Source organism: Kibdelosporangium aridum, assembly GCF_900176515.1.
Classification (GTDB): domain Bacteria; phylum Actinomycetota; class Actinomycetes; order Mycobacteriales; family Pseudonocardiaceae; genus Kibdelosporangium; species Kibdelosporangium aridum.
Genome location: NZ_FWXV01000002.1, coordinates 141,307 through 168,191 on the forward strand (window position 1 = coordinate 141,307; position 26,885 = coordinate 168,191).

Annotated in this window: 29 protein-coding genes; 13 read left to right on the forward strand and 16 right to left on the reverse strand. The window is 65.9% G+C overall.

The genetic code is table 11. The features are described from left to right. Positions 1–52 precede the first annotated feature (52 nt). Positions 53–580: a hypothetical protein gene (locus B9C43_RS10110; protein WP_033382100.1), complete on the forward strand. Its 528-nt coding sequence runs from the start codon at positions 53–55 to the stop codon at positions 578–580. Here the strand turns inward: B9C43_RS10110 and pcaC are convergent. From pcaC to B9C43_RS10125, 3 genes are read right to left on the reverse strand one after another with little or no spacing between them, the layout of a single operon-like run. After that, on the reverse strand, positions 559–930 hold the full coding sequence (gene pcaC, locus B9C43_RS10115) for a 4-carboxymuconolactone decarboxylase (RefSeq protein ID WP_084425776.1): 372 nt from the start codon (positions 928–930) through the stop codon (positions 559–561). The genes B9C43_RS10110 and pcaC overlap by 22 nt on opposite strands. After that, positions 927–1,862 (reverse strand): S-adenosylmethionine:tRNA ribosyltransferase-isomerase, encoded by a 936-nt coding sequence (locus B9C43_RS10120; protein WP_084425777.1) that lies wholly within the window; start codon positions 1,860–1,862, stop codon positions 927–929. The genes pcaC and B9C43_RS10120 overlap by 4 nt, the downstream gene beginning before the upstream one ends. Then, entirely contained in the window at positions 1,859–2,509 is a 651-nt protein-coding gene (locus tag B9C43_RS10125) for an SDR family NAD(P)-dependent oxidoreductase (protein ID WP_033382097.1), read from the reverse strand. The genes B9C43_RS10120 and B9C43_RS10125 overlap by 4 nt, the downstream gene beginning before the upstream one ends. 75 nt (positions 2,510–2,584) lie before the next feature. Between B9C43_RS10125 and soxR the strand changes: the two genes are divergently transcribed. The 4 genes from soxR to B9C43_RS10145 all read left to right on the forward strand — a co-directional run bounded on the left by soxR (position 2,585) and on the right by B9C43_RS10145 (position 5,635). Beyond that, a complete protein-coding gene (gene soxR / locus B9C43_RS10130) occupies positions 2,585–3,049 on the forward strand; it encodes a redox-sensitive transcriptional activator SoxR (protein WP_033382096.1) in 465 nt (154 codons plus the stop codon). A gap of 18 nt (positions 3,050–3,067) precedes the next feature. Continuing rightward, on the forward strand, positions 3,068–4,036 hold the full coding sequence (locus B9C43_RS10135; protein WP_084425778.1) for a hypothetical protein: 969 nt from the start codon (positions 3,068–3,070) through the stop codon (positions 4,034–4,036). A 69-nt stretch (positions 4,037–4,105) separates the two neighbouring features. Continuing rightward, positions 4,106–4,441, forward strand: coding sequence for a YciI family protein (locus B9C43_RS10140; protein ID WP_033382095.1), 336 nt, complete (start codon positions 4,106–4,108; stop codon positions 4,439–4,441). Further along, the gene (locus B9C43_RS10145; RefSeq protein ID WP_084425779.1) at positions 4,442–5,635 is read left to right on the forward strand and encodes an RNA polymerase sigma factor; all 1,194 of its coding nucleotides are present in this window, start codon (positions 4,442–4,444) and stop codon (positions 5,633–5,635) included. Between the two features lie 81 nt (positions 5,636–5,716). On the opposite strand, the gene B9C43_RS10150 is transcribed toward B9C43_RS10145, so the two are convergent. Both B9C43_RS10150 and B9C43_RS10155 read right to left on the reverse strand, forming a co-directional pair. After that, complete coding sequence (locus B9C43_RS10150; protein ID WP_235038544.1) at positions 5,717–6,166, reverse strand: hemerythrin domain-containing protein; 450 nt, start codon at positions 6,164–6,166, stop codon at positions 5,717–5,719. An 86-nt stretch (positions 6,167–6,252) separates the two neighbouring features. After that, positions 6,253–6,543 carry a hypothetical protein gene (locus B9C43_RS10155; RefSeq protein ID WP_084425780.1) on the reverse strand — a complete coding sequence of 97 codons (291 nt, stop codon included), beginning with the start codon at positions 6,541–6,543 and terminating at the stop codon, positions 6,253–6,255. 99 nt (positions 6,544–6,642) lie between these two features. Here B9C43_RS10155 and B9C43_RS10160 point away from each other — a divergent pair, with 99 nt between their 5' ends. From B9C43_RS10160 to B9C43_RS10170, 3 genes are read left to right on the forward strand one after another with little or no spacing between them, the layout of a single operon-like run. After that, on the forward strand, positions 6,643–7,491 hold the full coding sequence (locus B9C43_RS10160) for a helix-turn-helix domain-containing protein (RefSeq protein WP_033382089.1): 849 nt from the start codon (positions 6,643–6,645) through the stop codon (positions 7,489–7,491). 6 nt (positions 7,492–7,497) lie between these two features. Then, a complete protein-coding gene (locus tag B9C43_RS10165; RefSeq protein ID WP_084425781.1) occupies positions 7,498–7,695 on the forward strand; it encodes a DUF397 domain-containing protein in 198 nt (65 codons plus the stop codon). Positions 7,696–7,743: 48 nt separating this feature from the next. Beyond that, complete coding sequence (locus tag B9C43_RS10170) at positions 7,744–8,079, forward strand: VOC family protein (protein WP_084425782.1); 336 nt, start codon at positions 7,744–7,746, stop codon at positions 8,077–8,079. A gap of 7 nt (positions 8,080–8,086) precedes the next feature. On the opposite strand, the gene B9C43_RS10175 is transcribed toward B9C43_RS10170, so the two are convergent. Both B9C43_RS10175 and B9C43_RS10180 read right to left on the reverse strand, forming a co-directional pair. Further along, positions 8,087–8,485 (reverse strand): hypothetical protein, encoded by a 399-nt coding sequence (locus B9C43_RS10175; RefSeq protein WP_160096468.1) that lies wholly within the window; start codon positions 8,483–8,485, stop codon positions 8,087–8,089. After that, the gene (locus B9C43_RS10180) at positions 8,482–8,874 is read right to left on the reverse strand and encodes a hypothetical protein (RefSeq protein ID WP_143446262.1); all 393 of its coding nucleotides are present in this window, start codon (positions 8,872–8,874) and stop codon (positions 8,482–8,484) included. The genes B9C43_RS10175 and B9C43_RS10180 overlap by 4 nt, the downstream gene beginning before the upstream one ends. Positions 8,875–8,934: 60 nt before the next feature. Here B9C43_RS10180 and B9C43_RS10185 point away from each other — a divergent pair, with 60 nt between their 5' ends. Then, positions 8,935–11,430: a DEAD/DEAH box helicase gene (locus B9C43_RS10185; RefSeq protein WP_084427976.1), complete on the forward strand. Its 2,496-nt coding sequence runs from the start codon at positions 8,935–8,937 to the stop codon at positions 11,428–11,430. 9 nt (positions 11,431–11,439) lie between these two features. Beyond that, a complete protein-coding gene (locus B9C43_RS10190) occupies positions 11,440–11,853 on the forward strand; it encodes a hypothetical protein (RefSeq protein ID WP_143446263.1) in 414 nt (137 codons plus the stop codon). Positions 11,854–11,899: 46 nt separating this feature from the next. On the opposite strand, the gene B9C43_RS10195 is transcribed toward B9C43_RS10190, so the two are convergent. After that, positions 11,900–13,291 (reverse strand): M20/M25/M40 family metallo-hydrolase, encoded by a 1,392-nt coding sequence (locus tag B9C43_RS10195; RefSeq protein ID WP_084425786.1) that lies wholly within the window; start codon positions 13,289–13,291, stop codon positions 11,900–11,902. A gap of 115 nt (positions 13,292–13,406) precedes the next feature. Between B9C43_RS10195 and B9C43_RS10200 the strand changes: the two genes are divergently transcribed. Continuing rightward, positions 13,407–14,231 carry a phosphotransferase gene (locus B9C43_RS10200; protein ID WP_084427980.1) on the forward strand — a complete coding sequence of 275 codons (825 nt, stop codon included), beginning with the start codon at positions 13,407–13,409 and terminating at the stop codon, positions 14,229–14,231. Here the strand turns inward: B9C43_RS10200 and B9C43_RS10205 are convergent. The 5 genes from B9C43_RS10205 to B9C43_RS10225 all read right to left on the reverse strand — a co-directional run bounded on the left by B9C43_RS10205 (position 14,228) and on the right by B9C43_RS10225 (position 21,049). After that, the gene (locus B9C43_RS10205; RefSeq protein ID WP_084427978.1) at positions 14,228–15,922 is read right to left on the reverse strand and encodes an ABC transporter ATP-binding protein; all 1,695 of its coding nucleotides are present in this window, start codon (positions 15,920–15,922) and stop codon (positions 14,228–14,230) included. The genes B9C43_RS10200 and B9C43_RS10205 overlap by 4 nt on opposite strands. A gap of 23 nt (positions 15,923–15,945) precedes the next feature. Continuing rightward, entirely contained in the window at positions 15,946–17,625 is a 1,680-nt protein-coding gene (locus B9C43_RS10210; protein ID WP_084425787.1) for an ABC transporter substrate-binding protein, read from the reverse strand. 10 nt (positions 17,626–17,635) lie between these two features. Beyond that, on the reverse strand, positions 17,636–18,631 hold the full coding sequence (locus B9C43_RS10215) for an ABC transporter permease (RefSeq protein ID WP_033382080.1): 996 nt from the start codon (positions 18,629–18,631) through the stop codon (positions 17,636–17,638). Next, positions 18,631–19,569, reverse strand: coding sequence for an ABC transporter permease (locus B9C43_RS10220; protein WP_084427982.1), 939 nt, complete (start codon positions 19,567–19,569; stop codon positions 18,631–18,633). The genes B9C43_RS10215 and B9C43_RS10220 overlap by 1 nt, the downstream gene beginning before the upstream one ends. 460 nt (positions 19,570–20,029) lie before the next feature. Beyond that, positions 20,030–21,049 (reverse strand): aldo/keto reductase, encoded by a 1,020-nt coding sequence (locus B9C43_RS10225; protein WP_084425788.1) that lies wholly within the window; start codon positions 21,047–21,049, stop codon positions 20,030–20,032. Positions 21,050–21,154: 105 nt separating this feature from the next. Between B9C43_RS10225 and B9C43_RS10230 the strand changes: the two genes are divergently transcribed. Further along, positions 21,155–21,748, forward strand: coding sequence for a TetR/AcrR family transcriptional regulator (locus tag B9C43_RS10230; protein WP_200825523.1), 594 nt, complete (start codon positions 21,155–21,157; stop codon positions 21,746–21,748). Positions 21,749–21,756: 8 nt separating this feature from the next. Here the strand turns inward: B9C43_RS10230 and B9C43_RS10235 are convergent, their stop codons facing one another. Beyond that, positions 21,757–22,404 carry a response regulator gene (locus B9C43_RS10235; RefSeq protein ID WP_033382076.1) on the reverse strand — a complete coding sequence of 216 codons (648 nt, stop codon included), beginning with the start codon at positions 22,402–22,404 and terminating at the stop codon, positions 21,757–21,759. Continuing rightward, entirely contained in the window at positions 22,401–23,525 is a 1,125-nt protein-coding gene (locus B9C43_RS10240) for a sensor histidine kinase (RefSeq protein WP_235038545.1), read from the reverse strand. Before B9C43_RS10240 ends, B9C43_RS10235 begins: the two co-directional genes overlap by 4 nt. 339 nt (positions 23,526–23,864) lie before the next feature. On the opposite strand from B9C43_RS10240, the gene B9C43_RS58430 reads away from it, so the two are divergent. Further along, complete coding sequence (locus B9C43_RS58430; RefSeq protein WP_235038546.1) at positions 23,865–24,107, forward strand: hypothetical protein; 243 nt, start codon at positions 23,865–23,867, stop codon at positions 24,105–24,107. Here the strand turns inward: B9C43_RS58430 and B9C43_RS10250 are convergent. After that, positions 24,079–26,766: an ATP-binding protein gene (locus B9C43_RS10250; RefSeq protein ID WP_084425791.1), complete on the reverse strand. Its 2,688-nt coding sequence runs from the start codon at positions 26,764–26,766 to the stop codon at positions 24,079–24,081. The two genes, B9C43_RS58430 and B9C43_RS10250, sit on opposite strands and share 29 nt — an antisense overlap. Between the last annotated feature and the right edge of the window lie 119 nt (positions 26,767–26,885).

The window sequence follows — 26,885 nt, forward strand, 5'->3', positions numbered from 1 at the left end:
ACGGCAACACCTAGCTTGATCCGGGATATCCCTTATCTGCCAAGGAGTTCACATGTTATCCGTGTGGTCAGGCGTCCTCGCCGGTCTGTGCATCGTGCTGACCGGGATGGTCGAGGCGGTCACCGGGGAGACCGCGGCGACGAGCTTCGTCATCGGCCTCACCCCCGCGCTCGCGCTTCCGCTGCTGGTGGCACTGCACTTGCGTCAACGGGAGACGACCGGCGAGGTCGCCTACACCCTCAACCTGATCGGGCTCGGCCTGTTCGGCGGTGCCGCGTTCACCCTGAACATGGTGCTCTTCCACCTCGGCAAGCCGGTCCTGCCAAGCTCGACCACGATAGCCCTGCTCGGAAGTGCCGTGGTGTTCGCGATCGGTACCGTCCTTTTCGGAGTGACGATGTTGCGGGCGAGCATCCATCCGAAGGTCCCGACCGTGGCGTACATGGTGGCGTTTCCCCTGCTCGCTGTCGCCGCACGGCTGCCGGACACCCCGTTGACCAGTGCCGTGCACGTTGTGGCCGGTGGATCGTTGGTGTGGTTGGCGCTCGCGATGGTGCGTCAGCCGTTGAGGACTTCCTGAGCGACGGCCATCGCGCGGTTGGCTGTCGGCACGCCCGCGTACACGCCGACCTGGAGCAGCACCTCGGTGATCTCCTCTTTGGTCACACCGTTGCGCAGCGCGGCTCGGATGTGCATGGCGAGTTCGCCTTCATGCTGGAGGGCGGCGAGCAGGGCGACGGTGATCAGGCTGCGGTCCCGGCGCGGCAGGCCGGGCCTGCTCCAGATATCACCCCAGGCGTTGCGGGTGATGTAGTCCTGGAATGGCCGCGTCACATCGTCTGTCCGAGCGACCGCGCGGTCGACGTGCTCGTCACCCAGCACTTCGCGTCGTACCCGCATGCCCTGCTCGTACCGCTCCTCGTCGTTCATGCTGGCAACAGTAGGCAACTGTCGCCGAACTCGTGCCACAAGTAGCCCTCGCGCGCCGCAGCCTCGTAGGCCGCGTCCACCAGTTCGCGTCCGGCCACGGCCTGCAATAACTGCAGGTGGGACGCTCCTGGCGCGTGCCATCCGGTGATCAGGCCGTTGACGACCGTCGCCGGACGTGACGGACCTAGCACAAGGTCGGTCCATCCTTGGCCACCGTGCGGAGCGGACTCCAACGCCCGCGTGACGGTCGTTCCCACGGCGATGACCCGACCCCCAGCGGCACGGGTCATCGAGACCAATCGAGCGGTCAAAGCGGGCACATGGAACCGTTCGGGCAGTGGCGGCTTACCCTCCTCAATGGACGAGACGCCCGTGTGCAAGGTGATCGGCGCGATGAGAACTCCCGCCGAGACAAGGGAAGTCACGAGCTCCGGGGAAAACGGCCGTCCGGCGCTCGGCATCTCCGCACTTCCGGACTCCCTCGCGAAGACCGTCTGGTAGTCGGCCAATGGCCATTGCTGCGGGACGTACGAGTACTTGATCGGCCGTCCGAACCGTGCCAGCAATGACGGCACGTCCACGGAGACTCGGGCTCGCCACAGCCGCCCCGGCACGTACGGCTCGACCAGTTCCAGATATCCCTCGGGCAATGAAACCCGTTGCCCGACATGACCTTCGGTGCCTTCCGGACGCAACTCGACGACCCACGAGCCGTCGTCGAGCCACGTTGAAAAGTGGACGGTCAACTCACCGTCCACCGCCGCTGGCATGGTCCCGGAGGTGTTCACCACGACCAGATCACCGGGCCGCAGGAACTGCGCGAGGTCGTTGAAGTGCGCATGCTTCACCCCCGACGGGCTTGCCACGAGCATGCGCACCCCGTCACGCGGAACCCCGTGCGCCTCCGGCGGTTCAACAGCCGAGATCATCATTTCGTGTACCGCCCACTCGGCGGACGCTCGTCCAGCAGCCGAAGCAGCGACGGCACGACCGTCGACGGCTCAGGACGGTCCGAGATGTCCTCACCCGGGAAAGCGGCCTGGTGCATCTCCGTCCGCATGTCCCCAGGATCGAACGCGTACACACGCAGTGACGGCTGCTCAACTGCGAGCACGGCACTGAGGCGATCCAGGGCGGCTTTGCTTGATCCGTAACCACCCCATCCCTCGTAGGCCTCCACGGCCGCGTCCGAGCTGACGTTCACGATGGTTCCGTCTACTTTGGTCAGCAATGGCAATGCGAGTTGCATCAAGGCAAGCGGGGCGACGACGTTCGCCTCGTAGAGATCGCTGAAAGCCTCGAGCGGATAGTCGGCAAGAGCGGGCAACGGACTCGGCCCGAGCGCACTGGCGTTGTTGACCAGAAGGTCCAATTGGGACACCGAGTTGACCAGTTCAAGACGATGTCCCGGATCGGTCACGTCACCAGGGATCACGGTGACCGACGGCCCGAATTCCGCGGCCTTCAAGGCTTCCGCCCCGCGTGCGTCGACCACGAGCTGCCAGCCCCGTGCCGACAGCTCGCGCGCCAGTGCCAGGCCGAACCCCTTGGAAGCCCCTGTGACGATGGCTACCGGCATGACATTTCTCCTTGCGTTCGATTCCCCCTGCCTGCCATCCTGATAGTTCAAGTGAACTTGAAGTCAAGGGCGGCTATGCACACCAAGGACCTGCTCGCGGTCGGCGAGGTCGCGCGGCGCAGCGGATTCGCGCCGTCGGCGTTGCGCTACTACGACAGCCTCGGCCTGATCTCCTCGACGAGGACGACCGGCGACCAACGCCGGTACGAACGAGGAGTGCTGCGGCGCTTGGCTTTCATCCGCGCGGCCCGCAACGTCGGCCTGACGCTCGAGGAGATCGCCGAGGCACTGGCCACGCTGCCGCAGGGCCGCACGCCGACGAAATCGGACTGGAACCGGCTGTCGCGGGGCTGGAAGGACCGGATCAACGAGCAGATCCAGGCCCTCGAGACGCTGCGGGACAGCCTCGAGTCGTGCATCGGATGCGGCTGCCTGTCCCTGCGGACGTGCACGTTCTCCAACCCGGACGACGAGGTGGCGTCCCACGGGTCGGGAGCCCGCTACCTTCCGCGACGGCTGCGTGCAGCCGACACCGCGTAAGGTGGTTAACTCCGCGTCATGGAATACCAGCTCAAGGCCGAGGTCGCCCCGCCGGCGGGCACCCCGGAACTGGACGCACTGCACCGCCACGGCGTCGTGTCGCTGCTCGACGAGCAGCTTGACCTGCTGGCCGGCATCGAAGGACCCGACGGTGTCGAGATCGAACCGCTCGATCACGAAGTGTCCGCCCACCCGGGTGGCGCGTCGATCAAGTGGCTGGTCGAAGCTCCGGCGCTGGCGTTCGCCGAGGAGGCGGCCCGGGCGGTGCTGACCGAGCTGCTCGAGCGCACCGAGCTGCTCGCCGACTGGACGGTAGGGACCTGCGAGGTCACCGTCAGCGACGAGGACCTCGAGACCGCCCTTGAGGACGAGCCGGCCGAGGCTGAGGAGCTCGAGGACGACGAGGTCGAGCTGATCGAGCTCTCCGGGGACGAGCTCGACGAGCGCCGCGACCTGCTGGCCACCGCCTCCGAGCTGGTGACGGCGCTGGGCACGGACGCGTTCGGCACCGAGGACGGCGTCACGCCCGAGCAGGCCCGGCTGGTGCAGGGCGCGCTCGCTGAGGCCGTCGTCGTGGTCATCGACGAGCTGTTCGACGACGTCAAGGCGCTCGACGAGGACGACACCACGGCCGACCAGCACGAAGAGCTGCTGGTGCTGGACGAGCTGCCGAAGGCGTTCGCCGACCAGTACTCGGCCTGGTTCGCCAAGCGGTTCCTGATCGCGACGGTGATCGTGGGCGAGCGGCTGACCGAGGACGAGTGGCGCTCGCCGACCAACGCCGCCGAGGCGCTGGTGCTGCACGTACTGAAGGGTCGCGCGCGGACCGAGCTGGCCGCGTCCGGTCTGCTGGACGAGGACACGCTCAAGCTCGCCTTCGCCGCGTTCGACGAGCAGGCGTTCGACGACCTGGAGCACGAGGACCTGTACGCGGACGACGCCGAGGGCTCGGTCGTGGACTGGCTCCCCTCGATCGCCAAGGCGTAAGTTTCGTTCCGGCCCGGATGTCGAGTCCGGGCCGGTTCGGTCGTCATTCTCCTGAAAGAAGGAGGACGAATGCGCTACATGTTGTTGATCTACAACTGCCACCGCGAGCAGATGCCGGACGGCTACGACGAGGTCGAGGCGTACGTCAAGGACCTGAAGGACCGCGGTGTGTTCCTGGCGGCCGATCCACTGCACCTGCCCGAGACAGCAACGACGGTGCGTGTGCGTGACGACGACACGCTGATCACCGACGGGCCGTTCGCCGAGACCCACGAGCAGCTGGGCGGGTATTTCATCCTCGACTGCAAGGACCTGGACGAGGCCATCGAACTGGCGTCCTTGTGCCCGATGGCCAAGCTGGGCTCGGTGGAGATCCGGCCGGTGCTGGAAGTCGACATCCGGTAGATGCACGCCGTCGAGCTGGTGTTCCGGGAGCATCGGACACGGATGCTCGCAGCGCTGACGCGAGTCCTCGGCGATATGGAGCTGGCCGAGGACTCGTTGCAGGACGCGTGCGCACAGGCGTTACGAAGCTGGTCGACGGTGCCAGACGACCCGATGGCGTGGCTGCTGACGGTGGCCCGTAACCGCGCGATCGACCGAATCCGGCGTGCTCGTCGCGCTCCGGCGCATGCCGTGGCCCCGGTGTTGGAGCACAGCGAAGACACGTTGCTGAACATCGGTGACGAGCGGCTCTCGTTGATCTTCACGTGCTGCCACCCGGCGTTGGCCATGGAAGCCCGTGTGGCGCTGACGTTGCAGGCGGTCGCTGGGTTGACCGCGGCGCAGATCGGCCGTGAGTTCATCGTGCCGGAATCCACAATGGCGCAGCGGTTGGTGCGTGCGAAGCGCAAGATCCGTGACGCCGGGATCTCGTTCGCTGTGCCTGCCGATCACCAACTGCCGCAACGCCTTTCGGCCGTGCTTGCGGTGGTGTATCTCGTGTACACGCAGGGGTACACGGCCGCTGATCGTGTTCTCGCGGACGAGGCGATCCGGCTGGGGAAGTTGATCGCTTCGCTGATGCCCGGCGAGCCGGAGGCGCTCGGGTTGCTGGCGTTGATGCTGTTGCAGGACTCGCGACGGGATGCGAGGCGTACACAATCGGGTGATCTTGTCCTGTTGGAAGACCAAGACCGGACACTCTGGGACCACGCTGAGATCGCGGAAGGGATCGGAATCCTCGACCGAGCGCTGCAGATGCGCCGACTCGGCAGATACCAACTGCAGGCCGCAATCGCCGCCGTGCACTCACAGGCCGCACGCGCCGAGGACACGGACTGGCTGCAAATCGTTGCACTGTATACGGAGTTGGCGTCTCGGTACCCGACACCAGTGATCAACCTGAACTTGGCGGTCGCGGTGGCGATGGCTGACGGCCCGGAGGCCGGGCTGAAGCTGATCGATGCCATTGAGGGGTTGGAGAAGTTCCATCTGATGCACTCGGCCCGGGCGGATCTGTTACGCAGGCTTGGGCGTGCGGAGGAAGCGGCCGAGGCCTATCGGCGCGCGCTTTCGCTTGCCGCCGAAGAACCTGACCGCCGCTTCCTGCGGGCAAGGCTGGACCAGCTCGGCGTGTCCACCTTTCCGCCACAGTGAAATGCACATTCCAGCACCGCGAGTTCACCGTTCCGGCCTACGCACGGGAATTTCATGGTGCCGGAATGGTGGACACGGCGGCTAGCCGCGGTGCAAGAACGTCCCGTCCCACTCCGGTACGTCGAGAGCGTTCAGGGCGTCGACGATTTTTCGTTCCTCGTAGGCGAAGTGGGATTCCATGATCGCTTCGATGCCGTTGAGTTCCCGCTGGGCTTCGGCTTTGTCAGCGAAGTCCAGCTGTTCCAGGCGGTTCAGCAGCATCGTGATCATGTCGTGGTCCTGCGTGAGCTGCTCCAGAACGGGTTTCAAGGCGGGGAACTGCCTTGCCAGTTCGGGAAACGCACCACTGTCCTCACCGGTGTGGTGTGTGGTGAGCGCCGAGCAGAAGGTCAGGCAGTGTGCCTGCAGCTTCCTTGGCTGGGCGGTGCCGGCGTCGACATCCGCGCGCAGCTGCGCCAGCTGCTCGCGCAGCCAGTCATGTACTTCGATCAGTTGGGTACCAAAAGCCGCGATACGGCTCGTCGAATCCAAGGTGTTCCTTGTAGTCCCACGCCTCCGCGCCCTCGACGGTCTCTTTGCCGGGTGCACTGCGACGCTGCCTTCGATGAGATCACCGGTCAGGCCGATTCGTCAAGTACCTCCGGTTCCGGGTCTATCCACACGACTTCGAACGACTCACCGAACAAGAAGGACAGTGACGACATCGATTGGAAGCGCCCGCTCATCCCCGGTGTGTCGGAGTGAACGTGGACGTGATCGGCGGACGCGAGCCCCCACGCGATCAGCGCGCCGTCGAAGCCCGCACCGGAAGGCCGGATTTCGCAGATCGCGAATCTGCTAGGCGGGTTCTGCCCAATCCAGGTGTTGAGCACATCGAGGACTTTCTCACGGGTCAGCACGGAAGTCATGGATGCACTGTGGCACAAGGGAAAGTTGTCCCAGCACATGAAACAACCACCCCGATCGTGTAGTGGCGGCCGCGATGTCCCACCCGGTGCACTGGAGTCATGACCAAGAAGCGCGGCACAGCGCGAATTCGGGGCCTGGCGGCGGAACTGAAGGACCTTCGCACGAAGGCAGGCCTGAACACAAGGGAAGCAGCGGCGAGGGCAGGGCTGTCGGCATCGACGCTGAACAGGATCGAGCTGGGCAATCGAGTGATAGAAGTGGAGGACATGGCGGCACTGCTGGTGGTCTACGGAGTGGCAGGAGTTGAGCGAGAACGATTGCTGAATCTGACAAGGGAAGCAGGACTTCCGGGGTGGTGGGAGACCACAGGTGCGAAACTCCCCAAAGAGGTTCCAGCTCTGATCACCTTTGAGTCGGATGCCACCAGGATCGTCGAGATGTCGATGCTGCGGATCCCTGGCCTTCTGCAGACCCCGGCCTATATCCGCGAAATCCTCACATCGGCGGGTGTCACCGGGTCGGCCAGAGAGGCCATGGTCGCCGCGAGGCTGGGGCGCCGGGCGATTCTCACCCGACCAGTCCCACCTCACTATGTGGTCATCATCGATGAGGCTGCCTTGCGCAGGCCGATCGGCGGCCCGCAGGTGATGGCTGAGCAGCTGCGGCATGTCATCGCCCACGCGGACTTGCCCCATGTGGAGGTGCGGGTGCTTCCCTTCGCGCGAGGGGCTCACACCGGCCTCGACGGCACCTACGTAACTCTGGATTTCGCCAAGGCTCGCTCAATCGTGTACCTGGAGCACAAGCGGTCTTCGCTGTTCGTTGATGAGCCAGAAGATGTAGCTCCGTTTCAAGAAGCGACCGATATCCTGATGGAGGCAGCACTCGATTCACCCGAATCGGTGGAGTTCCTGTCCCGCGTTGCAGCCGACTACGACAGAAGTTGAGACAAGATGGATCTTCAAACTGCCGAGTGGCGCAAGTCCAGCCGCAGCGGTTCCAACGGCGGATGCGTCGAGGTTGCCTTCGTGCCCGGCATCGTCGCTGTCCGTGACACCAAGAACCGGTCCGGCGGCACCTTGGCCTTCCCCGAGTCGTCCTGGCACCACTTGCTCCACATTTCTTCCGGCTCGGTGTCGAGTTCCGGCTGACCTGGTCGTCCTTCGGGTCAGTTGGTTCCGACTCGAAGGGAAAACACCATGTCAGGCGAAGTCAACTGGTTCGAGCTCGCTGTCGACGACACCGCCAAGGCCACGAAGTTCTTCGGCACCGTGCTCGGGTGGCAGACCGCGCCGTTCGAGGGCCAGGACTACCACCTCGTCACCAACGGGGCCGCGGGCGCGATCGCGCCGAAGTCCGCCGAGCTGCCTGCCAGCCGCGTCTACTTCCACGTGGCTGACCTCGACGCCACCCTCGCCAAGATCGGTGAGCTCGGCGGCAAGCCCGGCGACACCATCCCCATCCCCGGCTTCGGCCGGATCGCGCACTGCCACGACGACCAGGGCACGTCGTTCAGCCTCTTCCAGCCGAACTGACCCCAGGTCATCTGGGCTGGTGGGACGATCCCGTCCCGCCAGCCCGCGGCCCGGCGAAGAACACCGTGTCGTCCTCGAACTGCACCGACCAGTGGTGCTCATCGGCAGGCAACGCGAACGTGACCAGCCGCAGCCCGTCGAAGTCCATCGTCAGGTCCAGGAACTTCGACACCTCCACGCCCGTCAGCGTTCTGCCGTCCAGCTCGGTGATCATTCCCCTGATGTAGTCCCGGTCGTCCCCGCTCGCCACCAGGAACTCTTCGTCGTCCTCGATCCGCCACGCGGCGTCGTTGACCAACACCAGGCAGCCACCCAGCTCGATCGTGACCGACGAACCCGACAGCAGGTTCAGCCGCGCTTCCTGGACGGTCCAGCCCACCAGGCCGTACACGCGCTCAAGGCTCATCGGATCGCCCATGTCGTGCCCGGGCCGATGTCCCATACCTCGCCGTCGGGTGAGCGCAACGACCACTGCTGCCACGACTGCGTCTCCTCCCGCGCGGTGACTGGGAACACCCGCAGTGCGCGCGTGGAGAACCTGAACGTGGTGTCGAGGCTTGGCAGTACTATGTCCACGCCCTGCAGGCGTCGGCCGTTGAGCGCACGCGCGGTGGCGAAGACCTTCGTCGCCGATTCGACCCGCCACGCGTTCGAGTAGATCCACACGGTCCACCGCTGATCATCCGCGTGACTGAGCAGGAACGTCAGCACGCCGTCCTCGCGGATCCGAATCCGGTGGGCGGTCATCCCGCGCAGCCTGGCCGTGCGCGCCAGGACTGGCTCGAGGTCGATCACTTCACCAGGGTCGCACGGCCGCCGGACAACCGACCGCCGTCGGCTAAGTTTGAAAGGGTCATGACACTCACCGAACTCGTACCCGCCAGCCCTGACCCGGACGCCCTCTTCGACGCGTTCTCCACCTGGGCGGCCGACCGTGGGCTGAGCCTCTACCCCGCGCAGGAGGAGGCCCTCATCGAGGTCGTCTCCGGATCGAACGTGATCCTGGCGACACCGACCGGCTCGGGTAAGAGCCTGGTCGCGGTGGGTGCGCACTTCGCAGCCATGGCCGAGCAGCGGCGCAGCTACTACACCGCCCCGATCAAGGCCCTCGTGTCGGAGAAGTTCTTCGATCTGTGCGAGGTGTTCGGGGCCGAGAACGTCGGCATGATGACCGGCGACTCCAGTGTGAACGCGGGCGCGCCGATCATCTGCTGCACCGCCGAGATCCTGGCCAACATCGCGCTGCGTGACGGCGCCGACGCCGACGTCGGCCAGGTCGTCATGGACGAGTTCCACTTCTACTCCGAGCCCGAGCGCGGCTGGGCGTGGCAGGTTCCGCTGCTCGAGCTGCCCAAAGCCCAGTTCATCCTGATGTCCGCGACGCTCGGTGACGTCACACGGTTCGAAAAGGACCTCACGCGCCGTACCGGGCGACAGACCACTGTGGTCAGCTCGGCGCAGCGGCCGGTCCCGCTTTACTACAACTACGCGATGACGCCGTTGCACGAGACGCTCGAGGAACTGCTGTACACCAACCAGTCCCCGATTTATGTCGTGCACTTCACGCAGGCGTCGGCGATCGAACGCGCCAGCGCGTTGATGAGCATCAATGTCTCCACGCGCGAGGAAAAAGACCAAATCGCCCGGATGATCGGGCGGTTCCGGTTCACGTCCGGCTTCGGCAAGACACTGTCCCGCCTTGTCCGGCACGGCATCGGCGTGCACCACGCGGGCATGCTGCCGAAGTACCGGCGGCTGGTCGAGCGTCTCGCCCAGGCCGGACTGCTGAAGATCATCTGCGGTACGGACACCCTCGGCGTCGGGATCAACGTTCCTATTCGGACCGTCCTGTTCACCGGACTGTCCAAATACGACGGCACGAGGACGCGGCACCTCAAGGCGCGTGAGTTCCACCAGATCGCCGGGCGGGCCGGTCGCGCGGGATACGACACCGTCGGCAACGTCGTCGTCCAGGCGCCGGAGCACGAGGTCGAGAACGAGCGCTTGCTCGCCAAGGCGGGTGACGACCCGAAGAAGCGCCGCAAGGTCGTCCGCAAGAAGCCGCCGGAGGGCTTCGTCTCGTGGAGCAAGCAAACGTTCGAGCGGCTGATCGCGGCCGAGCCCGAGCCGTTGACATCCAGCTTCGCGGTCAGCCATTCCATGCTGCTGAACGTGATCGGCCGCCCCGGCGACGCGTTCAAAGCCATGCGGCACCTGCTTGAGGACAACCACGAGGACCGCGCGTCACAGCGCAAGCTCATCCGCCGGTCGATCGCGATCTACCGCGCCCTGGTCGCCGCGGGCGTGGTCGAGAAGCTGGACGAACCCGACGAGACCGGCCGTACGGTCCGGCTCACCGTCGACCTGCAGTTCGACTTCGCGTTGAACCAACCGCTCTCCCCGCTGGCCCTCGCCGCGATCGACTTGCTGGACAAGCAATCGCCGAGCTACCCGCTGGACGTTCTCTCGGTCATCGAGTCCACTTTGGAAAGTCCACGGCAGATTCTGTCGGCGCAGCAACACAAGGCGCGCGGCGAAGCCGTGAACAAGATGAAGGCCGAGGGCATCGAGTACGACGAGCGGATGGCGTTGCTGGAAGACGTCAAGCATCCCGAGCCGCTCGCCGAACTGCTGCACGCGGCGTACGAGATGTACCGGCAAGGCCACCCGTGGGTCGCGGACTACCACCTTGAACCCAAGGCCATCGTGCGCGACATGTACGAGCGCGCGATGAACTTCGCCGACTACGTCAGCTTCTACCAGCTCGCCCGCTCGGAAGGGTTGGTACTGCGGTATTTGGCGGACGCGTACAAGGCCGTCAAGCAGACCGTGCCGGACGAGGCCAAGACCGACGAGCTGCAGGACCTGGTCGAATGGCTCGGCGAACTGGTCCGCCAGGTCGACTCCAGCCTGATCGACGAGTGGGAGAAGCTGGCCAACCCGGACGACGAGGAAATCCAGCAGCAGGACGACATCCCGCCCGGCGTCACCCAGAACGCCCGCGCTTTCCGTGTCCTGGTGCGCAACGCGTTCTTCCGCCGGGTGGAACTGGCGTCCCGCCGCAACTACTACGAGCTTGGCCAGCTCGACGCCGCCGACGGCTGGGATTACGAGGCATGGCAGGAAGCCCTCACGCCGTACTTCGAGGAGCACGACTCGCTTCCGGCAGGTCCCGAGGCCCGCGGACCGCACCTGTTCATTGTGGAGCAGAAGCCGGACATGTGGCTGGTCCGGCAGATCATCGACGACCCGGCCGGTGACCACGACTGGGCGATCTCCGGTGAGGTGGACCTTGCGGCTTCCGACGAAGCAGGCACCGCGGTCGTCCGGATCACCGAAGTCGGCAACTAGCGCACCCTTGTGATCGGCTTGCAGTCGATCACAAGGATTGCTGGAGTCGCGTACTTCAGTCTTCTTGGCATGAAGAAACAAATCGCTTCCGTACTCACTGGGGTTGCCGCACTGGGCGCCATGGCAACCATCAACGCCGGAACGGCACACGCCGATGTCAAGTCGAACTGCAATCCCAGTTTCTGCATCGCAGCCGACATCTACGACGGCTCCAATGATGTGAAGCGGGTGGCCGACGTCACGCTCTCGGTGCGCAATGGCGATGCAAGGCAGCGCCTCAAGATCTTCATCGCCAGCAACAGCTGGACCTCGCCGACGCCTCGCCAGACGTACAAGGTGTACCCGAACAGGAACTACAAGGACGGCACTCTGATCTGCGGTTCTACCCTCGCCTCGACTGACTACGTCTGCGTCAAGGTCTGACCATTGACGTGAAGGGCCGCGTCCGGACGCGGCCCTTCACGTCACTTCAGGACTGCGGTGTCGGGAACGCGACCGGGCTGCGGTGTCCTGCCTTGTCGTAGGCGCGGACGCCGAAGAACACGTTGTCCTTGGACAGGTCGATCACGGCTTTCGTGACGTCGCCGACGTCGATGTAGTGCGTCCAGTCGTTGGCTGTCGTCTCGCGCCAGACGACCTCGTAACCTGCGAGGTCAGGCTCGGTTCCACGCTGCCACAACAGATCTGTCTCGTTGGTCAGCCTGGATGTGTTGATCCGGACGCCTTTCGGCGTGCCGGGACCGTTCGCCAATGACCAGAGTGTGGCCGCGTTGACCTTCGCGACCCTTGCGATGTATGGGAAATCGCAGAACTCCGGCAGGTCGCCGAACTGCACACCGTTCTCCACCCGGACATCCTGGTGCTGGTGCGCGTAGTTCTCGTTCGGCTCAGTGAACCTGGCCGCGGGGTAGGCCTGTTCCAAGAATGGGATGTGGTCGCCGCCGCGCAGATACCTGTCCCTGCGGTAGATCACGCGTACGTTCATTCCGGTCGCGTCGTTCACCGCGACACTTCGCACGAACCGTGAGAGCTGGCGTGAACTCGAGTCGTTCTCGCCACCGACAGACCGCCGGGTATTCGCTTCCGCAGGGGTTTCCGCGGTCGGGACGCCTTCGGCGAACAGCCGTACCGTCCGGGGGTCGCGGGTGCCGTCGTCGGCCGTGCTGCTGCCGATGATGTCGTTGGTGAACATCGCTTGGATGTCCGCCCCCGCGGCCTTGTACTGAGTCGCCATGTGCCTGGCGCCGTGCAGGCCTTGCTCCTCACCGGCGACGGCCGCGAATACGATGGTCGCTTCCGGCCGCCGCTTCGACATGATCCGCGCCAGCTCCATCGAGACGGCGACACCTGAGGCGTCGTCGTTCGCGCCTGGCGCGTCTTTGGTGAAGTCGTTCGCGTCGGTGCAGCGTGAGTCGTAGTGACCGGAGACCACATAGATCCGGTCAGGAGATGTGGATCCCCGCAGGGTGGCCATGACGTTGGTGATCCGGACCGCCTCGGGGATGCGGGGCGGCGCAGGCTGCTGGATGTAGGACTGCAGCTCGACCTTCATGTTCTCGTTGGCCCATTTGCTCATCTCGGCGAAGATCCAGTCACGGGACGCGCCGATGCCTCGAACCGGATCATCCTGCGAGGACAGCGTGTGCCTGGTGCCGAACGAGGCCAGCTTGCGGACGATCGCCTCGATCCTCCGGTGATCGATCTCCCGCAGGATCTGCTTGAGCTCGGCGTCCGGCGGTTGTGGCTTGACCGGCTTGCCGGGTCCGCGGTCCCCGAGTTGCTCGGCACCGGCCGGGATACCGGCGCTCGCCACCGCGGCCGCGGCGATGGATGCAGACAAGAACGTTCTTCTCGTGCCCATGCCGTCGTCCTACGCGCAACCGAAGGTCATGTCCAGCCCCAAAAGTCGCGCGCCAACGCGGCGCTGCGTTGGTATGGTGCGCCAGGCCGCGCTCAAGGAGAGGAACCAGGCGACGATGCAGGCGTCAGAGGTTCCGCGTGCGGTGGACGCAGCCATGTCGATCGCCTCATCACTTGAGCTGGCAGTCGAGGACGCGATCGTCCTGCAGGACTCGAACAAGCTCACTTTGCGTCTGCTGCCTTGCGACGTCCTGGCCCGAGTGGCACCCGTAGCGAATCAGGTCGCACAGCTGGAAATCGAGCTCGCTCAACGGCTCACCGAAGCCGGGAGCCCAGTGGCTGTTCTCGAGCCTCGAGTGCAGCCATGCGTCTACGAGCGTGATGGCTTCGTTGTCACGCTATGGACCTACTACGAACCTGCGACGCTTCCAGAGATCTCGGCGGCTGACTACGCCCATGCCCTTCATCGGCTGCATACCGGCATGCGGAAACTCGATGTGCCCACGCCGCACTTCACCGATCGAGTCGAACAGGCCCAACAACTCGTGGCAAGCCGCGATCGCACTCCGGAGCTCGCCGACGCGGACCGGATGCTTCTCGGCCACACGTTGCGAGACCTGAGACAAATGATCAGCGAGCACGGTTGTGCCGAGCAGCTGCTGCACGGCGAGCCGCACCCAGGCAACGTGCTCTCCACGAACAATGGGCCGCTGTTCATAGACCTTGAGACGTGCTGCCGCGGGCCAGTCGAATTCGACCTCGCCCATGCTCCCGACGAAGTCAGCGAGCACTACCCGGGCGTCAATCAGGACCTGCTACGCCAGTGCCGGATCCTCGTGCTGGCGATGATCACCACGTGGCGCTGGGATCGCGGCGACCAACTGCCCAACGGACGTCAGCTGGGCATGCAGTGGCTCGACCAGATCCGGGCGGCGCGCTAGGCGAGCTGGCGCCAGGCCTCACGGCGGCGACGTTGCTCTTCGGGGTCGGCAACGGGCGCTGCGGCGAGCAAGCGTTGGGTGTACGGGTGGATCGGCTCGGCGAGCACGCCGTTTGTCGGGCCCTGTTCGACCACGTGGCCGCGGTGCATCACTGCGACGCGTCCGGCTAGCTGCTCGATCACCGCTAGGTCGTGGCTGATGAACAGGCACGCGAAGCCGTGTTCCTCCTGCAGGGCACGGAACAGGTCGAGCACCTTGGCCTGCACCGACACGTCCAGCGCGCTGGTCGGCTCGTCCGCGATCAGCAAGGTCGGATTGAGGGCCAATGCCCGTGCGATGCACACGCGTTGCCTTTGCCCGCCGGACAATTCATGGGGATATCGAGTCCGTAGCGACGCGGAAAGCTGGACTGATTCCAGCAACTCGGCGACCCGTTTGTCCACACCGGACCCGTTGAGTGCTTTGTGCAGCCGGATCGGCTCGGCCACGCTGTCGCCGACCGGGGTACGTGGGTTCAGCGACGACAGTGGGTCCTGAAATACCACGCCTATGTTGCGCCGCAACGCCTTGGCCGCTCGGCCGCGTACGCGCGCGATGTCGACGCCATTGACCCGCACGCAGCCGCTGGTCGCCTTGACCAGGCCGGTGACCGCGCCGGCCACCGTGCTCTTGCCGGAGCCCGATTCACCGACCAGCCCGAGCACCTCACCAGGCTCGATGTGCAGGCTGACCCGGTCGGCCGCGTGCACGGAGATCGCCCGGAACCTGCCGCCGTAGACCACCGACAGGTTTTCCACGCTCAGCACCGGCTTGTCGGCGGGCACGTCCGGCACGGACTCCGTCGCCGGGTGGTCGGCGACCGCGAGGTGGTTCTCGCGGACCACCAGGTCTGAAGCAAGCGCTCGTTCGACGCCCTCGGTCGCCCGGGAGCCGAGCGTGATCACCGAACCGAGTAGCTCCTGGGTGTACTTCTCCTTCGGCGCAGTGAAGATGTCGGTCACCGTGCCCTGTTCGACGACCTGGCCGTCGTACATCACCACAACCCGGTCGGCGAGGTCCGCAACCACGCCCATGTCGTGCGTGATCAGCAGGATCGCTGTCTGGAGCCGGCTTCGCAGGTCCCGCAGCAACTCCAGGATCTCCGCCTGGACCGTGACGTCCAGTGCGGTGGTCGGTTCGTCCGCGATCAGCAACTTCGGCTCGTTGGCCACCGCCATCGCGATCACGATCCGCTGCAGCTGACCACCGGACAGCTCGTGCGGGTACGACCGGAACCTGCGGGCCGGTTCGGGCAGGCCGACCAGTTCCAGCAACTCGATCGCCCGGCTGCGGGCGTCCGCTGTGGACAGTTCCTGATGCGCCTTGATCGCCTCGACGAGCTGGTCGCCCACGGTGAAAACCGGGTTGAGCGCGCTCATCGGTTCCTGGAACACCATGCCGACGTCACCGCCGCGGACCTTGCGCAGGTCCGCGGGCGGCATGTCGTACAGGTCCCGGCCGTCCAGCAGGGCACGGCCGGACACCTTCGCGGTGGACGGCAGCAACCCCAGCAGGGACATGGCCGTCACGGTCTTGCCCGAGCCCGATTCCCCCACCACGGCAACGACTTCGCCTGCCGCGATGGAGTAGGAGACCGAGCGCACCGCTTGGACGGAGCCGAAGCTGACTTCGACACTGTCCAAAATCAACAAATGGCTACGTTCAAGCAGATCCGTCACTGAATGATTCCGAACTGCCGGTAGTCCGCGTACGCCGGGAACCGGCCGATCTTCACGTTGCCGACCTTCGTACCGTGCAGGTACGAGTTGCGGGTGTAGATCAGCGGGACGACCGGGGAGTCGGCCAGGATCTTGCGGTCCAGCTCGGCCCACTTCTTGCCGGCCTCAGCCTGGTCCACAGTGGCCTGTGCCTCGGTGATCAGCCGGTCGACCTCAGGGTTGTTGTACCGCGCGGTGTTGTAGCCACCGCCACCGATCTCAGTGGACTGGAACAGCGGCTGGATGTTGGCGTTGGCCGACGGGATGTCCGGCTGCCACGAGGTGAGCACCAGGTCGTAGTCCGGGTTGTCCTTGTTCTGCACCTCGGCGGTGAAGGTCTCCTCGTCCAGCGGCTTGATCGTCACCTTGATGCCTGCGGCGGCCAAACCCGACTGGATCGACTCGGCCTTGCGCGGCCAGTCGTTCTCCGCACGGGTCGCCAGCACCAGGCCATCCAGGCCGTTCGGCAGGCCGGCCGCAGCCAGCATGTCCTTGGCCTTGCCCGGGTCACCTTCCGGCTTGGTCTGGTACAGGTCGAACTGCTCACGACCGGCCAGACCGGGCGTGATCAGCGTGGTGGCGATGTCACCCGCCAGCTGCGCGTTGCCCGCGCTGGCGACCTGGAAGGCTGACTTGTTGACCGCGTACTGGAAAGCCTTGCGCACGTTGACATCTGTCAGCTTGCCGCGCTGCGTGTTCAGCGCGAGGTAAGCAAGCGCACCGGATTCCGACGTGACCAGACGGGACTTGGCCGACGCGTTGCCGGTGATCTGCGCGAGCTGCGCGGGCGAGGCGAACGAGACACCGAACGCGTTCTTGTCGTCGCCGCTGTCGTCGATCAACCGCTTGGAGATCACGTTGGTCTGCTGGCTGAACTGCCAGACGACCCGGTCCGGGTACGCCGGGCGCGTCTCGTCGCTCTTCGGGTCGAAGTTGGTGTTGCGTACGAGCACAGCCTGCTTGCCGCGCTCGAACGTCTCGATCTGGTACGGGCCAGAAGCGACCGGCTTCTCGCCGTAGTTGGCCTCCGCACCCTTGCCCTTGGGCACCGGCGCGAACGCGGGCGTGCTGGCCACCCAGTTCCAGTCACCGTACGGGCGGGCGAGCTTGAAGATGATCGTCTTGTCGTCCGGCGTCTCGATCGAGCTGAGCTCCTGGCCGCCTTCGAACGGGCCCTTGTACGTCAGGCCGGGCGACAGCAAATCCTTGTGGTAGGCCAGACCGCCGGAGAACGCGGGCGCGAACGACCGCTCGAGGCCCCACTTGACGTCCTCGGACTTGATCGGCGTGCCGTCGCTGTACTTCAGATTGTCCTTGAGGGTGAAGGTCCACGTCTTGCCGCCGTCGCTCGGCTTGCCGGTGTCGGTGGCCAGGTCGGGCACGATCGTCGTGTCCTGGCCGGGCGCGACCTTCCACGACGTCAAGCGCCGGTGCACGAACTGCAGGCCGGTCACGACCAGGCTGGAGCTGCGTGCCGGGTCGTACTGCTGGGTCGGCGAGTCGGCCAGCAAGTAGAGCGTTCCACCCTGCTTGACCGTGCCGCCCCCGTCCTGCCCCGCCGGCTTGTCGTTGGCGCCGCAGGCGGCCAGCAACACGGCCACCGCTGCGATCCCGGCGAGCGAATGCCTGCGTTTCATGGGTTCCCCTTCATGTCAGGCGTGCCCGTGGGTCGAGCACACCGTAAAACAGATCGACCAGGAAGTTGACGACCGTGACCGCCAGCGCCGCGAACAGCGTGACGCCAAGCAGGATCGGCAGGTTCAAGCTCCTGATCGAGTCGACGAGCAGCATGCCGACACCCGGCATGCTGAAGATCCGTTCGGTGATCACGGTTCCGGCGAGCAACAGGCCGAGGTCCACACCGAACACCGTGACCACGGGCAAAAGGACGTTGCGCAACGCGTGCTTGCCAACGACTTTGCGCTCGGTCAGGCCTTTCGCGCGGGCCGTGCGGATGAAGTCCTCACCGAGGGTCTCCAGCATCTGGCCCCGCGTGAGCCGCGCGTAGATCGCGGCGTGCAGGAAAGCCAGCACCAGCCACGGCGTGACGAGATGCCACGCCCACTGCACGACGTCCTCGCCGATGGGCACGTAACCGTTCTTGGGCACCACGTCCAAACCGAACGCGAAGATCGTGATGCCGAGCATTCCGGCGAGGTACGCGGGCATCGACACACCCGCCATCGCCACGCCCATGGTGATCCGGTCCAGTGGCGTGCCACGCTTGAGCGCCGAGACGACACCGAGCCCGACGCCGGTGATCAGCCAGATGATCGCGGCACCGATGGCGACCGAGACACTCACCTCGACCCGGTCGAGGATCTGGTCGAGCACCTCGGCGTTGTTCTGGAAGTCGTACCCGAAACACGGTGCCGGGCACTGGATCGCGGTCTGGCCGGACCCGAACGTCCGGCCGGTGAAGATCCCGCCGATGAAGTCGAAGTACTGCTGGTACCAGGGCACGTTGTAGCCCATGAAGTCACGCGCGAGTTCCAGCGCCTGCGGCGAGCACGGACGGCCGCACGCGAGCTGAGCCGGATCCGACGGCAGGACGTAGAAGACCAGGAACGTGATGAACGAGACGAGCAGCAGGACGACGACCATGCCCGCGAAGCGGCCGGCCACGAATTTGAAGACGCGCATCAGCCCCGGCCCTCCGACCTCGGGTCAAACTCATCCCGGATGCTGTCGCCGACCACGTTGAACGCCAACGTGATCAGGAACAGCATCAGCCCGGGGAAGACGAGGTACATCGGATCGGTCTCGAAGTAGTCGATGGCGTCCGAAATGGTGCGTCCCCAGCTTGGCGTCGGCGGAAGCACACCGGCACCGAGGAACGACAGCGCGGCCTCGTTGCCGATCATCGACGGGATCGTCAGGCTGGACACGATGATGATCGGCGCCCACAGGTTCGGCAGCAGCTGCTTGATGAAGACATGCCACGTACCGCCGCCCATCACCCTGGACGCCGACACGAAGTTGCGCTTGCTCAAGCTGAGCACCTGCGCGCGGACGATGCGTGCGACCCGCGGCCAGCCGAATATCCCGAGCACGACGATCAGCAGCAGCTGACGCGGGAACTCGATGGGTGCGACGGCGCCGAGCGCGATCATGAAGACCAGGGACGGGAAGCCGAGCATCACGTCCGACGCCCACGAGACCATCCGGTCCCACCAGCCGCCGATGTATCCCGCACTGGCCCCGATCAGCACACCGAGAACCGTGGCCAGGACGGTGGCACCAAGGCCGACCAGCAGGCTGACGCGTGCGCCGTAGGCAACGAGCGCGAACAGGTCGACGCCTCGCAGCGGCTGGACGCCGAACCAGTGATCGCCACTGACACCACCAAGCGCACCGGCAGGCAGCCCGTCCGGGCCGAGCGCGTCGAGATTCTCGCCCAGATCCTGGCCCTCAATGGCAACCCAGAGGTCGGCGCCGACAGCGAGCAGGACAATCGCGACAACCATGATCGCGCAGGTCAATGTCCACGCATCGCGGCGAATCGCGCGCCACAGGGCGGCCGGGAGCGAACGCGCGGCACCCGGCGTGACATCGCCGCCAAGCGGTAAGGGGTCGGACAACGGCACCTTCCGTAGTCGGCTGTTCGGGTGACCAGCACGGACCTTAGGCCTGGTCCGCGCCTGGCCACGCATCATCTCACCATGTGGTCGGCAAGTAACACCCGCCAAACCGCCGTCCCATTGGACGTAACGCATCCGAGTGAACACCGTACGAACGGACCGTTCGCACGGACAAGTCCCCTGATCTCGCAGGCCAGACGCCATTTCCCGACTAGAATTGACGCTCGGGGCCGCCCCACCCCCTTGGGATGGGCGGGGGCTGCCTTGGGGCTGGTTGGTGATCTTGGCGACTTCGCTGGGTGTTCGGTTTGTGAGTTTTGGGCGGAGTTCTTCGTCCACGTTGTGGTACGTGTCGCCGTGTGGACTGGACGCAGGAGATCGCCACGATCAGGCGGCTGGTTACCGAACGCTATGTCGTCCCGCGCATAGCCACGATGGTCGCGCCGAGCCGTTTCATCGGTCAGGCCGCGGCGCGTGCGGTCAGGGGGCGGCGGCGCAGGTCCGGGTTCTCCAGGGCTGGGGGTTGGTAGGCCTGGTCGAGGGTGCCGATGTCGGTGCCGGGCGGGACGATTTCGTCGATGCGGTCGAGGATGTCGTCGGTGAGGGTGACGTCCAGGCCGGTGAGCAGGCTGTCGAGGTGGTCCATGGTGCGGGCGCCGATCAGTGCGCTGGTGACGCCGGGGTGGGCGATGGTGAACGCCATCGCGAGGTGGGTCATGGGCAGGCCTGCCTCGGCGGCGAGGGGGATGAGCTTTTCGACCGTGTCGAGCCGGCGCTCGTCGTTGAAATGCTGGAACAGGCCGGCGCGCAGTAGGTTGTTGTCCTCGTTCTTGCGCACGCGGCCGGTGAGCAGGCCCTGGCCGAGCGGACCCCAGACCAGGACGCCCATGCCGAAGCGCTGGGTGGCGGGCAGGACCTCACGTTCGATGCCGCGGTTGAGGATGGAGTACGCCGGCTGCTCGGTGTGGAATCGTGCGAGGCCGCGCCGCTCGGCGACCCACTGAGCCTCGACGATGCCGGACGCGGGGGTCTGCGAGGCGCCGATCGCGCGGACCTTGCCACTCTGGATCAGGTCCGTCAGCGCGGAGAGGGTTTCCTCGATGTCAGTGCGGGGATCGGGGCGGTGAAGTTGGTAGAGGTCGATGTAATCGGTCCGCAGGCGACGCAGTGAGTTCTCCACGGCGGTGACGATCCAGCGCCGGGAGGCGCCGTGGTGGTTGGGGTCCTGCCCGGCCGGGAGGCCGAACTTGGTGGCGAGCACGACGTTGTCCCGGCGCCCTTCCAGGGCCTTGCCGACGACGTCCTCGGAGTCGCCGTAGCGGTCGGCAGTGTCGATGAAGTTGATGCCGGCATCCAGCGCCTTGTGGATGATGCGGGCCGAGTCCTCGGGGGCGTTGCCCATGGCGGTGGCGAACATCAGGGTGCCCAGGGCGTAGGGGCTGACCTGGATGCCGGTCCGGCCGAGTGTGCGGTACTGCACGGGTTCTCCCTGCGGTGGTTGGGATGCCGTAGGCTCACGGTAAGTGGAAAGCTTTTCCGGAACTATACGGAAAGCTTTTCCGGTTACGCAAGCGGAGGAGATGTGGTGCACCCGAACACGACGCCGCGCCGGCGCCGGGCCGACGCGCGACGCAACGTCGACGCGTTGATCGAGGCCGCGAGGACCGTCTTCGCCACCTCCGGCGTGGACGCACCGGCGAAGGAGATCACCGACCTGGCCGGAGTAGGAGTCGGCACGCTGTACCGGCACTTCCCGCAGCGCTCTGACTTGGTCAAAGCCGTCGTGGAAAGCGGGATCGACGCCGTCGCCGACGCGGGCCCGGAACTGAGTGCCGCGCACGAGCCGGCAGAAGCCCTCGCCCAGTGGATCCACCGGTTCACCGAACTGCTCGCGACCAAACGCGGACTCGCCTCGGCGCTGCACTCGGGCGATCCGGCATTCTCGGGACTACCCGGCTACTTCATGCAGCGACTCGGCCCCGCCCTCGCGGCGCTGCTCGACGCGGCAGTGGCCGACGGCACGGTTCGCGATGACATCAGCGCCGAGGATCTCCTGCACGCCATCACTCAGCTGTCCCAGCCCGTCCCCGGGCGAGAGCCCGAACACAACCAGCGCATCGTTGCGGTCCTTGTCGACGGTCTACGCCACGGAGCCACGCGACGGCCTCCCGCACGCTGACTCTTCAGCTAGTCAGGAACCAGGCCCGCGTCCTGGGCCAGGATCGCGGCCTGCACCCTGGACTGCAGGTCCAACTTGGTCAGCACCCGCGACACGTGCGTCTTCACGGTCGTCTCACCGATGTACAGCTTGCGGCCGATCTGCTGGTTGGACAGTCCTTCCGCCAAGCAGATCAGGACTTCCCGTTCCCGTTCGGTCAACTGGTCGAGCCCGGGCGGGGTGCGGGCCGGTTTCGGTGCGCTGGCCGCGAACGCGTTCAGCAGACGCCGCGTCACCTTGGGTTCGAGGACGCCGTCGCCTTCCGCGACGTGCTTGATCGCCTCGACCAGGCGTGGTGCCTCAACGGACTTCAGCAGGAAGCCGGCCGCACCGGCGCGCAACGCCCCGTGGACGTACTCGTCCAGGTCGAATGTGGTCAGGACCAGGACGTCGCACACGTCTTCGCGGACCAGTTGCTCGGTCGCCTCGATGCCGTCCATGCCGGGCATGCGCACGTCCATCAGCACCACGTCGGGCCGCAATGTCCGGGCCATCCGCACGGCCGCGGCGCCGTCTCCTGCTTCGCCGACGACTTCGATGCCGTCCGCGCGGGACAGGATCAGCACCAGTCCGGCGCGGATCGCCGCGTGGTCGTCCGCGACCAATACCCGAATCAACTCGCCACTCCTCCCGTGGGCAACACCGCACGCACCCGCCAGCCGCCGCGCCAGGGACCTGCCTGGAAATCCCCGCCGACCGCGTGTGCGCGTTCCCGCATGTTCACCAGCCCCGTCCCGGTGCCTTTGCCCGGCGGTCCGGTCATTTCGTTGGTGACTTCGATGACCAGCTGATCGTCCACGGCCTGCACCTCGACCCGCGCGTCGCCGCCGCCCGCGTGCTTCAGGGCGTTCGTCAGCGCTTCCTGGATGATCCGGTACGCCGCCAGGTCTACCGCGACGGGCAGCTCGTCGAACGACTTGCGCACTTGCAGCGAAAGCCCGCCTGCTTTGGCGGAGTCCAGCAGCTTGTCCAATTCGGCCAGACGGGCAGGCGCGGTGCGTGGGTCCGGCGCGCCGCCTTCCGCGCGCAGCAGGTCGATCATCGAGCGCATCTCGGCCAACGACTGGAGGCTGTTCTCCCGCACGGACTCCAGCACCTTCCGGACGAGTTTCCGCTCGTTCTCGTCGTCGATCATCGACAACAGGGCCTCGGACTGGATCGCGATCGCCGAGAGATGCCCGGCGACCACGTCATGCAGGTCGCGGGCCATCCTCGAGCGCTCAGCGTTGACCGCGGTCCGCCGGTCCAGCTCGGCGATCTGACGCATCTGCCGGGACTGCTGCCGTTCGGCGTGCAGGAGCTCGTCGTGCTGGCGGATGTTGAACGACCACCAGACCGGGACGATCAGCAGCGTGAACAGGTTCACCATGTTGAAGAACGCGCGCCGCCAGTTCTCCGACACGATGCCGTCCGTCACGGAGATGCCCAGTGCGAGGACGGTCATGACGCCCAGGATCACCCAGGCCGCGCGTTTGCTGGCGCTCAACGTCGCGCTGAACAGCAGGTCGATGAAGACCAACATCACCGGAAGAGGCAGGTCGTAGGTGATGTCGTAGAGCAGGATGCAGGACGCGATCACCAACGCGGGCAGCGGCGCCTTGCGGCGGAACATCTGCGTGACACACAACACCGCGGACTGGATGACCAGAATCCACAGAGGAAGCTGGTTGTCGGTCCTGAGCGCGTACAGGTCCAAGGCGTAAAGCACGAGTGCGACGGCGAAGAAGACCCCAGCCACGAACACGTTCCACCAGGGACGCTGTCCGTAACGTTGGAATTCTCCGGTCATAATCACGTCGACAATCACAGCACAGGTTCCGAACGCGCCGGGTCGTACTAAGGGATGACAGGCACCTGTACTCATGCGTGACGTCTTCTCCCACTGCGATCACGCAGGCTTGGCGCATGCTCATCGTGACGTTGATCCTGGCGTGCGAGATCGGGTTCTGGGTCGTGCTCGGCGCGGGCCTGGTGGGGTCGGCGGGGACCGTCCATGGGCTGGCCGCGGTGTACCTCGGCGTCAGTGTCGCGTTCGGACACAGCATGATGCGCTGGGCGGATCAGCGGTCCGCCGCCGGTGAAGCCGCCGAAATCGGGATCGGCGCGCGTCCGCTACGAATGGCGCGAGTGGGGGAAATTCATGCTGGCGTACGCGATCGCGTGCGGCGTGATGGCATTGCTCATCTTCGTCGTGAGCACGCCGGAGCACACCGCGGCCTTGTGGCGGGACACGATCCCGACGTTGTCGGTCGTCGCCGGGATCTGGCTGCTGTGGCCGTTGTCGGCGACGGTCAAGAAATCAGATCCTGCCGCGAGCTGACGCCCATTTTGCGCAGGATGTTGGCGACATGCTGCTCGACGGTCCGGCGGGAGAGGAACAGCGCCGAGGCGATCTCGCGGTTGGTTTGCCCGGCCGCCAGCAGCCGGGCGACGTCGAGTTCCCTGGGGGACAGCTCGTTGCCGTAGCCACGGCGGCCCCGGCGTGAGGGGACGGGGCCGCCGGTGGTGCGGATGAGGTGCCGGCAGCGGGCGGCGTCCGTGGTCGCGCCGAGCAGTTCGTACTGCGCGGCGAGTTCGTTGAGGGCTTCCGGTGTCGTGGCACCACGTTCAGCCAGTTGTGCCGCGCGATACGGCTGGCCAAGGCTGTCGTAGTGGCGCCGGGCGGCTTCGAAGGTCTCGAAGCCGAGGTGGGCACGGCACACGGTCAGCGCGGCCCGCGCCAAGGGTGCGTCCAGCGAGATCAATGCCGTTGCCAGTTCACGAGACAGCGCGTGGGCGTCCTCGTCGCGACCGGCTTTCAGGTACGCCTCAACGGCTTGACCGGCGATCTCGCCGGCCCAGGACCAGACTCCTTTGCGGCGCAGAACCTTCAGGCCGATGTCCGCTTGGCACGCGGTGCCTTCGGGATCGTCACGGGCCAGCAGCAACGAGACCATCCCGCCGAAGGCCGCGATGACGACCGGCGCGATCGCGCTTTCCGGTGCGTCAAGGCCGGTTTGCCGGAAGCAGCCGACCGCGGTGTCCCAGTCGCCTTGGGCCGTGGCCAACCAGCCGCGCACCAGGTAGAGCTCGGCTGTCACCGGCTGCAGGTGTTCGTAGACCTCGGCGAGCTGGCGGGCTCGTTCGTCCAAACCGGACCAACGGCCGGCGAGCCAGTCCAGCCTGATCCTGGTGGCTTCCGCGGTTCCCACGATGTAGGGCGCGCCCGATCGGGTCGCCAGGTCCAAGCCGGTACGCAAGTACCTTGCGGCCCAACGGTAGTGGCCGACCCACGAATACGAGTCGGCGATGTTGTTGTACAGCCGCGCGAGTTGCCGGGTGCTTTCCGGGTCATCGGCCTGCGGTGGAGTGAGCTCGTCGATGACGCCTTCGATGTGGATCCTGGCGCCTAGGACGTTGGCCAGCAGCGCGATCCGCACCGACGGCGCGTCCGGGAGGCATTCTTCGACCTTCCGCAGCCACACCAGGTGCTCGGCAAGCGGTGCCGTGCCAAGGTATGGCATTGCGAGCACTGCCATTCCCCGCAACGCGCGTTCCGGACGATGCGCCAGGGCAGGCAACGCCAGCTCGATCTCGGTCCGCCCCCGGTCGATCTCGTCATAACCGCGGACGAGGACAAGCCCAAGGCCAAGCTGTACCTCGCCGCGAACCTCGTCGGACAGCCGCGGATCGGCCAGCAGGCGCTCGAACTGCGCGGTCACTTCATGCTGGTGCAGGCCAGCCAAGGCGTCCTGGCACAGCTTCGTGGCCAGCCGGTCGACATCCGCGGCGGGCACTTCGGGTTCGGAGACCAAGGCGCAGCGCAGCTCGATCGCCGTGGACGCGTCGCCCGCGTCCATCGCGGTGTCAGCGGCTTGCTCGCCGTAACGCAACCAGTCCTGCAGCAGTCCCGCGCGCTTGCAGTGCTCCGCGAGTTGGACGAGCGGCCGTGGTTGGAGTCTGGAAAGGACACGCACCGAGCGCAGGTGCAATTCTTGGCGACGCGGGCCGGGCAGTGAGTCGTACACCGTGCGGCGTGCGAGGGCATGCCGGTAGCCGTACTTGTTCTGGATCGGTTCGATCAGGACACCGGCTTCGAGCAGTTTCGTGATCGCTTGCTGGGTACGTGCCTGCGTCTCGACAGCGATCGCGCTCAATGCCTCGATTCCCGCGGGTACGCCCAGAACAGCTGCGGCTTCGGCGATACCGCGCGCGATCGTGGGCAGGCCGTCAAGCCGCTCGATCATGGCTTCCCGCAGCGACGCAGGGACTTCGACCGTGTCCAACAGGCGTGCGTCCGGATTTCTCAGCGCGCGCATGGTCTCTTCGACCACGAGCGGAATTCCGGCCGTGCGCTTGTGCAAGGTCGTCGCGAACTCGTGCGAGACAGGCCTGCGCAGAATCGCTTCGGCGAGGCTGCGGACGCTGTCCGGATCCAGTGGTTTGAGCACGATGTGGGTGCTGCGCTTGGGCCGGAACGCTCGGCCGAGGGTGGTTCCGCCTGGGAGGTCTTCTCGCCGGTAGGTGAGAACAAGCGATAGTTCGGGCGGCTGGTCGGTCAGGATGAACCGCAGCAGCTGGCGGGTGCCTTCGTCGGCCCAGTGAATGTCCTCGATGACCAGGGTTAGCCTGCCCGTGGCGGTGATCAGGTCGCGGACCGCGCGAAACAGCCGGTGCCGCTCGGCCGCGGGATCGCCGAGCGGCTCGGGCGGCAGACGGTCGGCCAGCTCAGGGAGATACGGCCGGAGCGCGCCCGTGATCGCGCCAAGACGGCCGGTCAGCTTGTCCGCCGACGCCCCAAGACATTCGAAGATCACGCCGTACGGGAAGGGATCACGCAGCGGCTGGCAGTGCCCCACCACCCCTGCCAGTTCGGCGACCAGGCGGGTCTTGCCCACGCCTTCCTCACCCTCGACGAACACCACCGACGGCGCGTTCGTGACGGCAGCGGTGAGCATGGCCAGTTCCTCGCCGCGTCCCACCAACACTGGTGAGGTCATTTACGCAGGGTAGGGAGCATTCAGCCGGATACGGAACCGTCTTTCGGGCCGATCACGGGCAAAAGATACGTACCCCTACGGATCGGTACCTCGGTTGTTCCCCGGTGCACGCCGCCGGA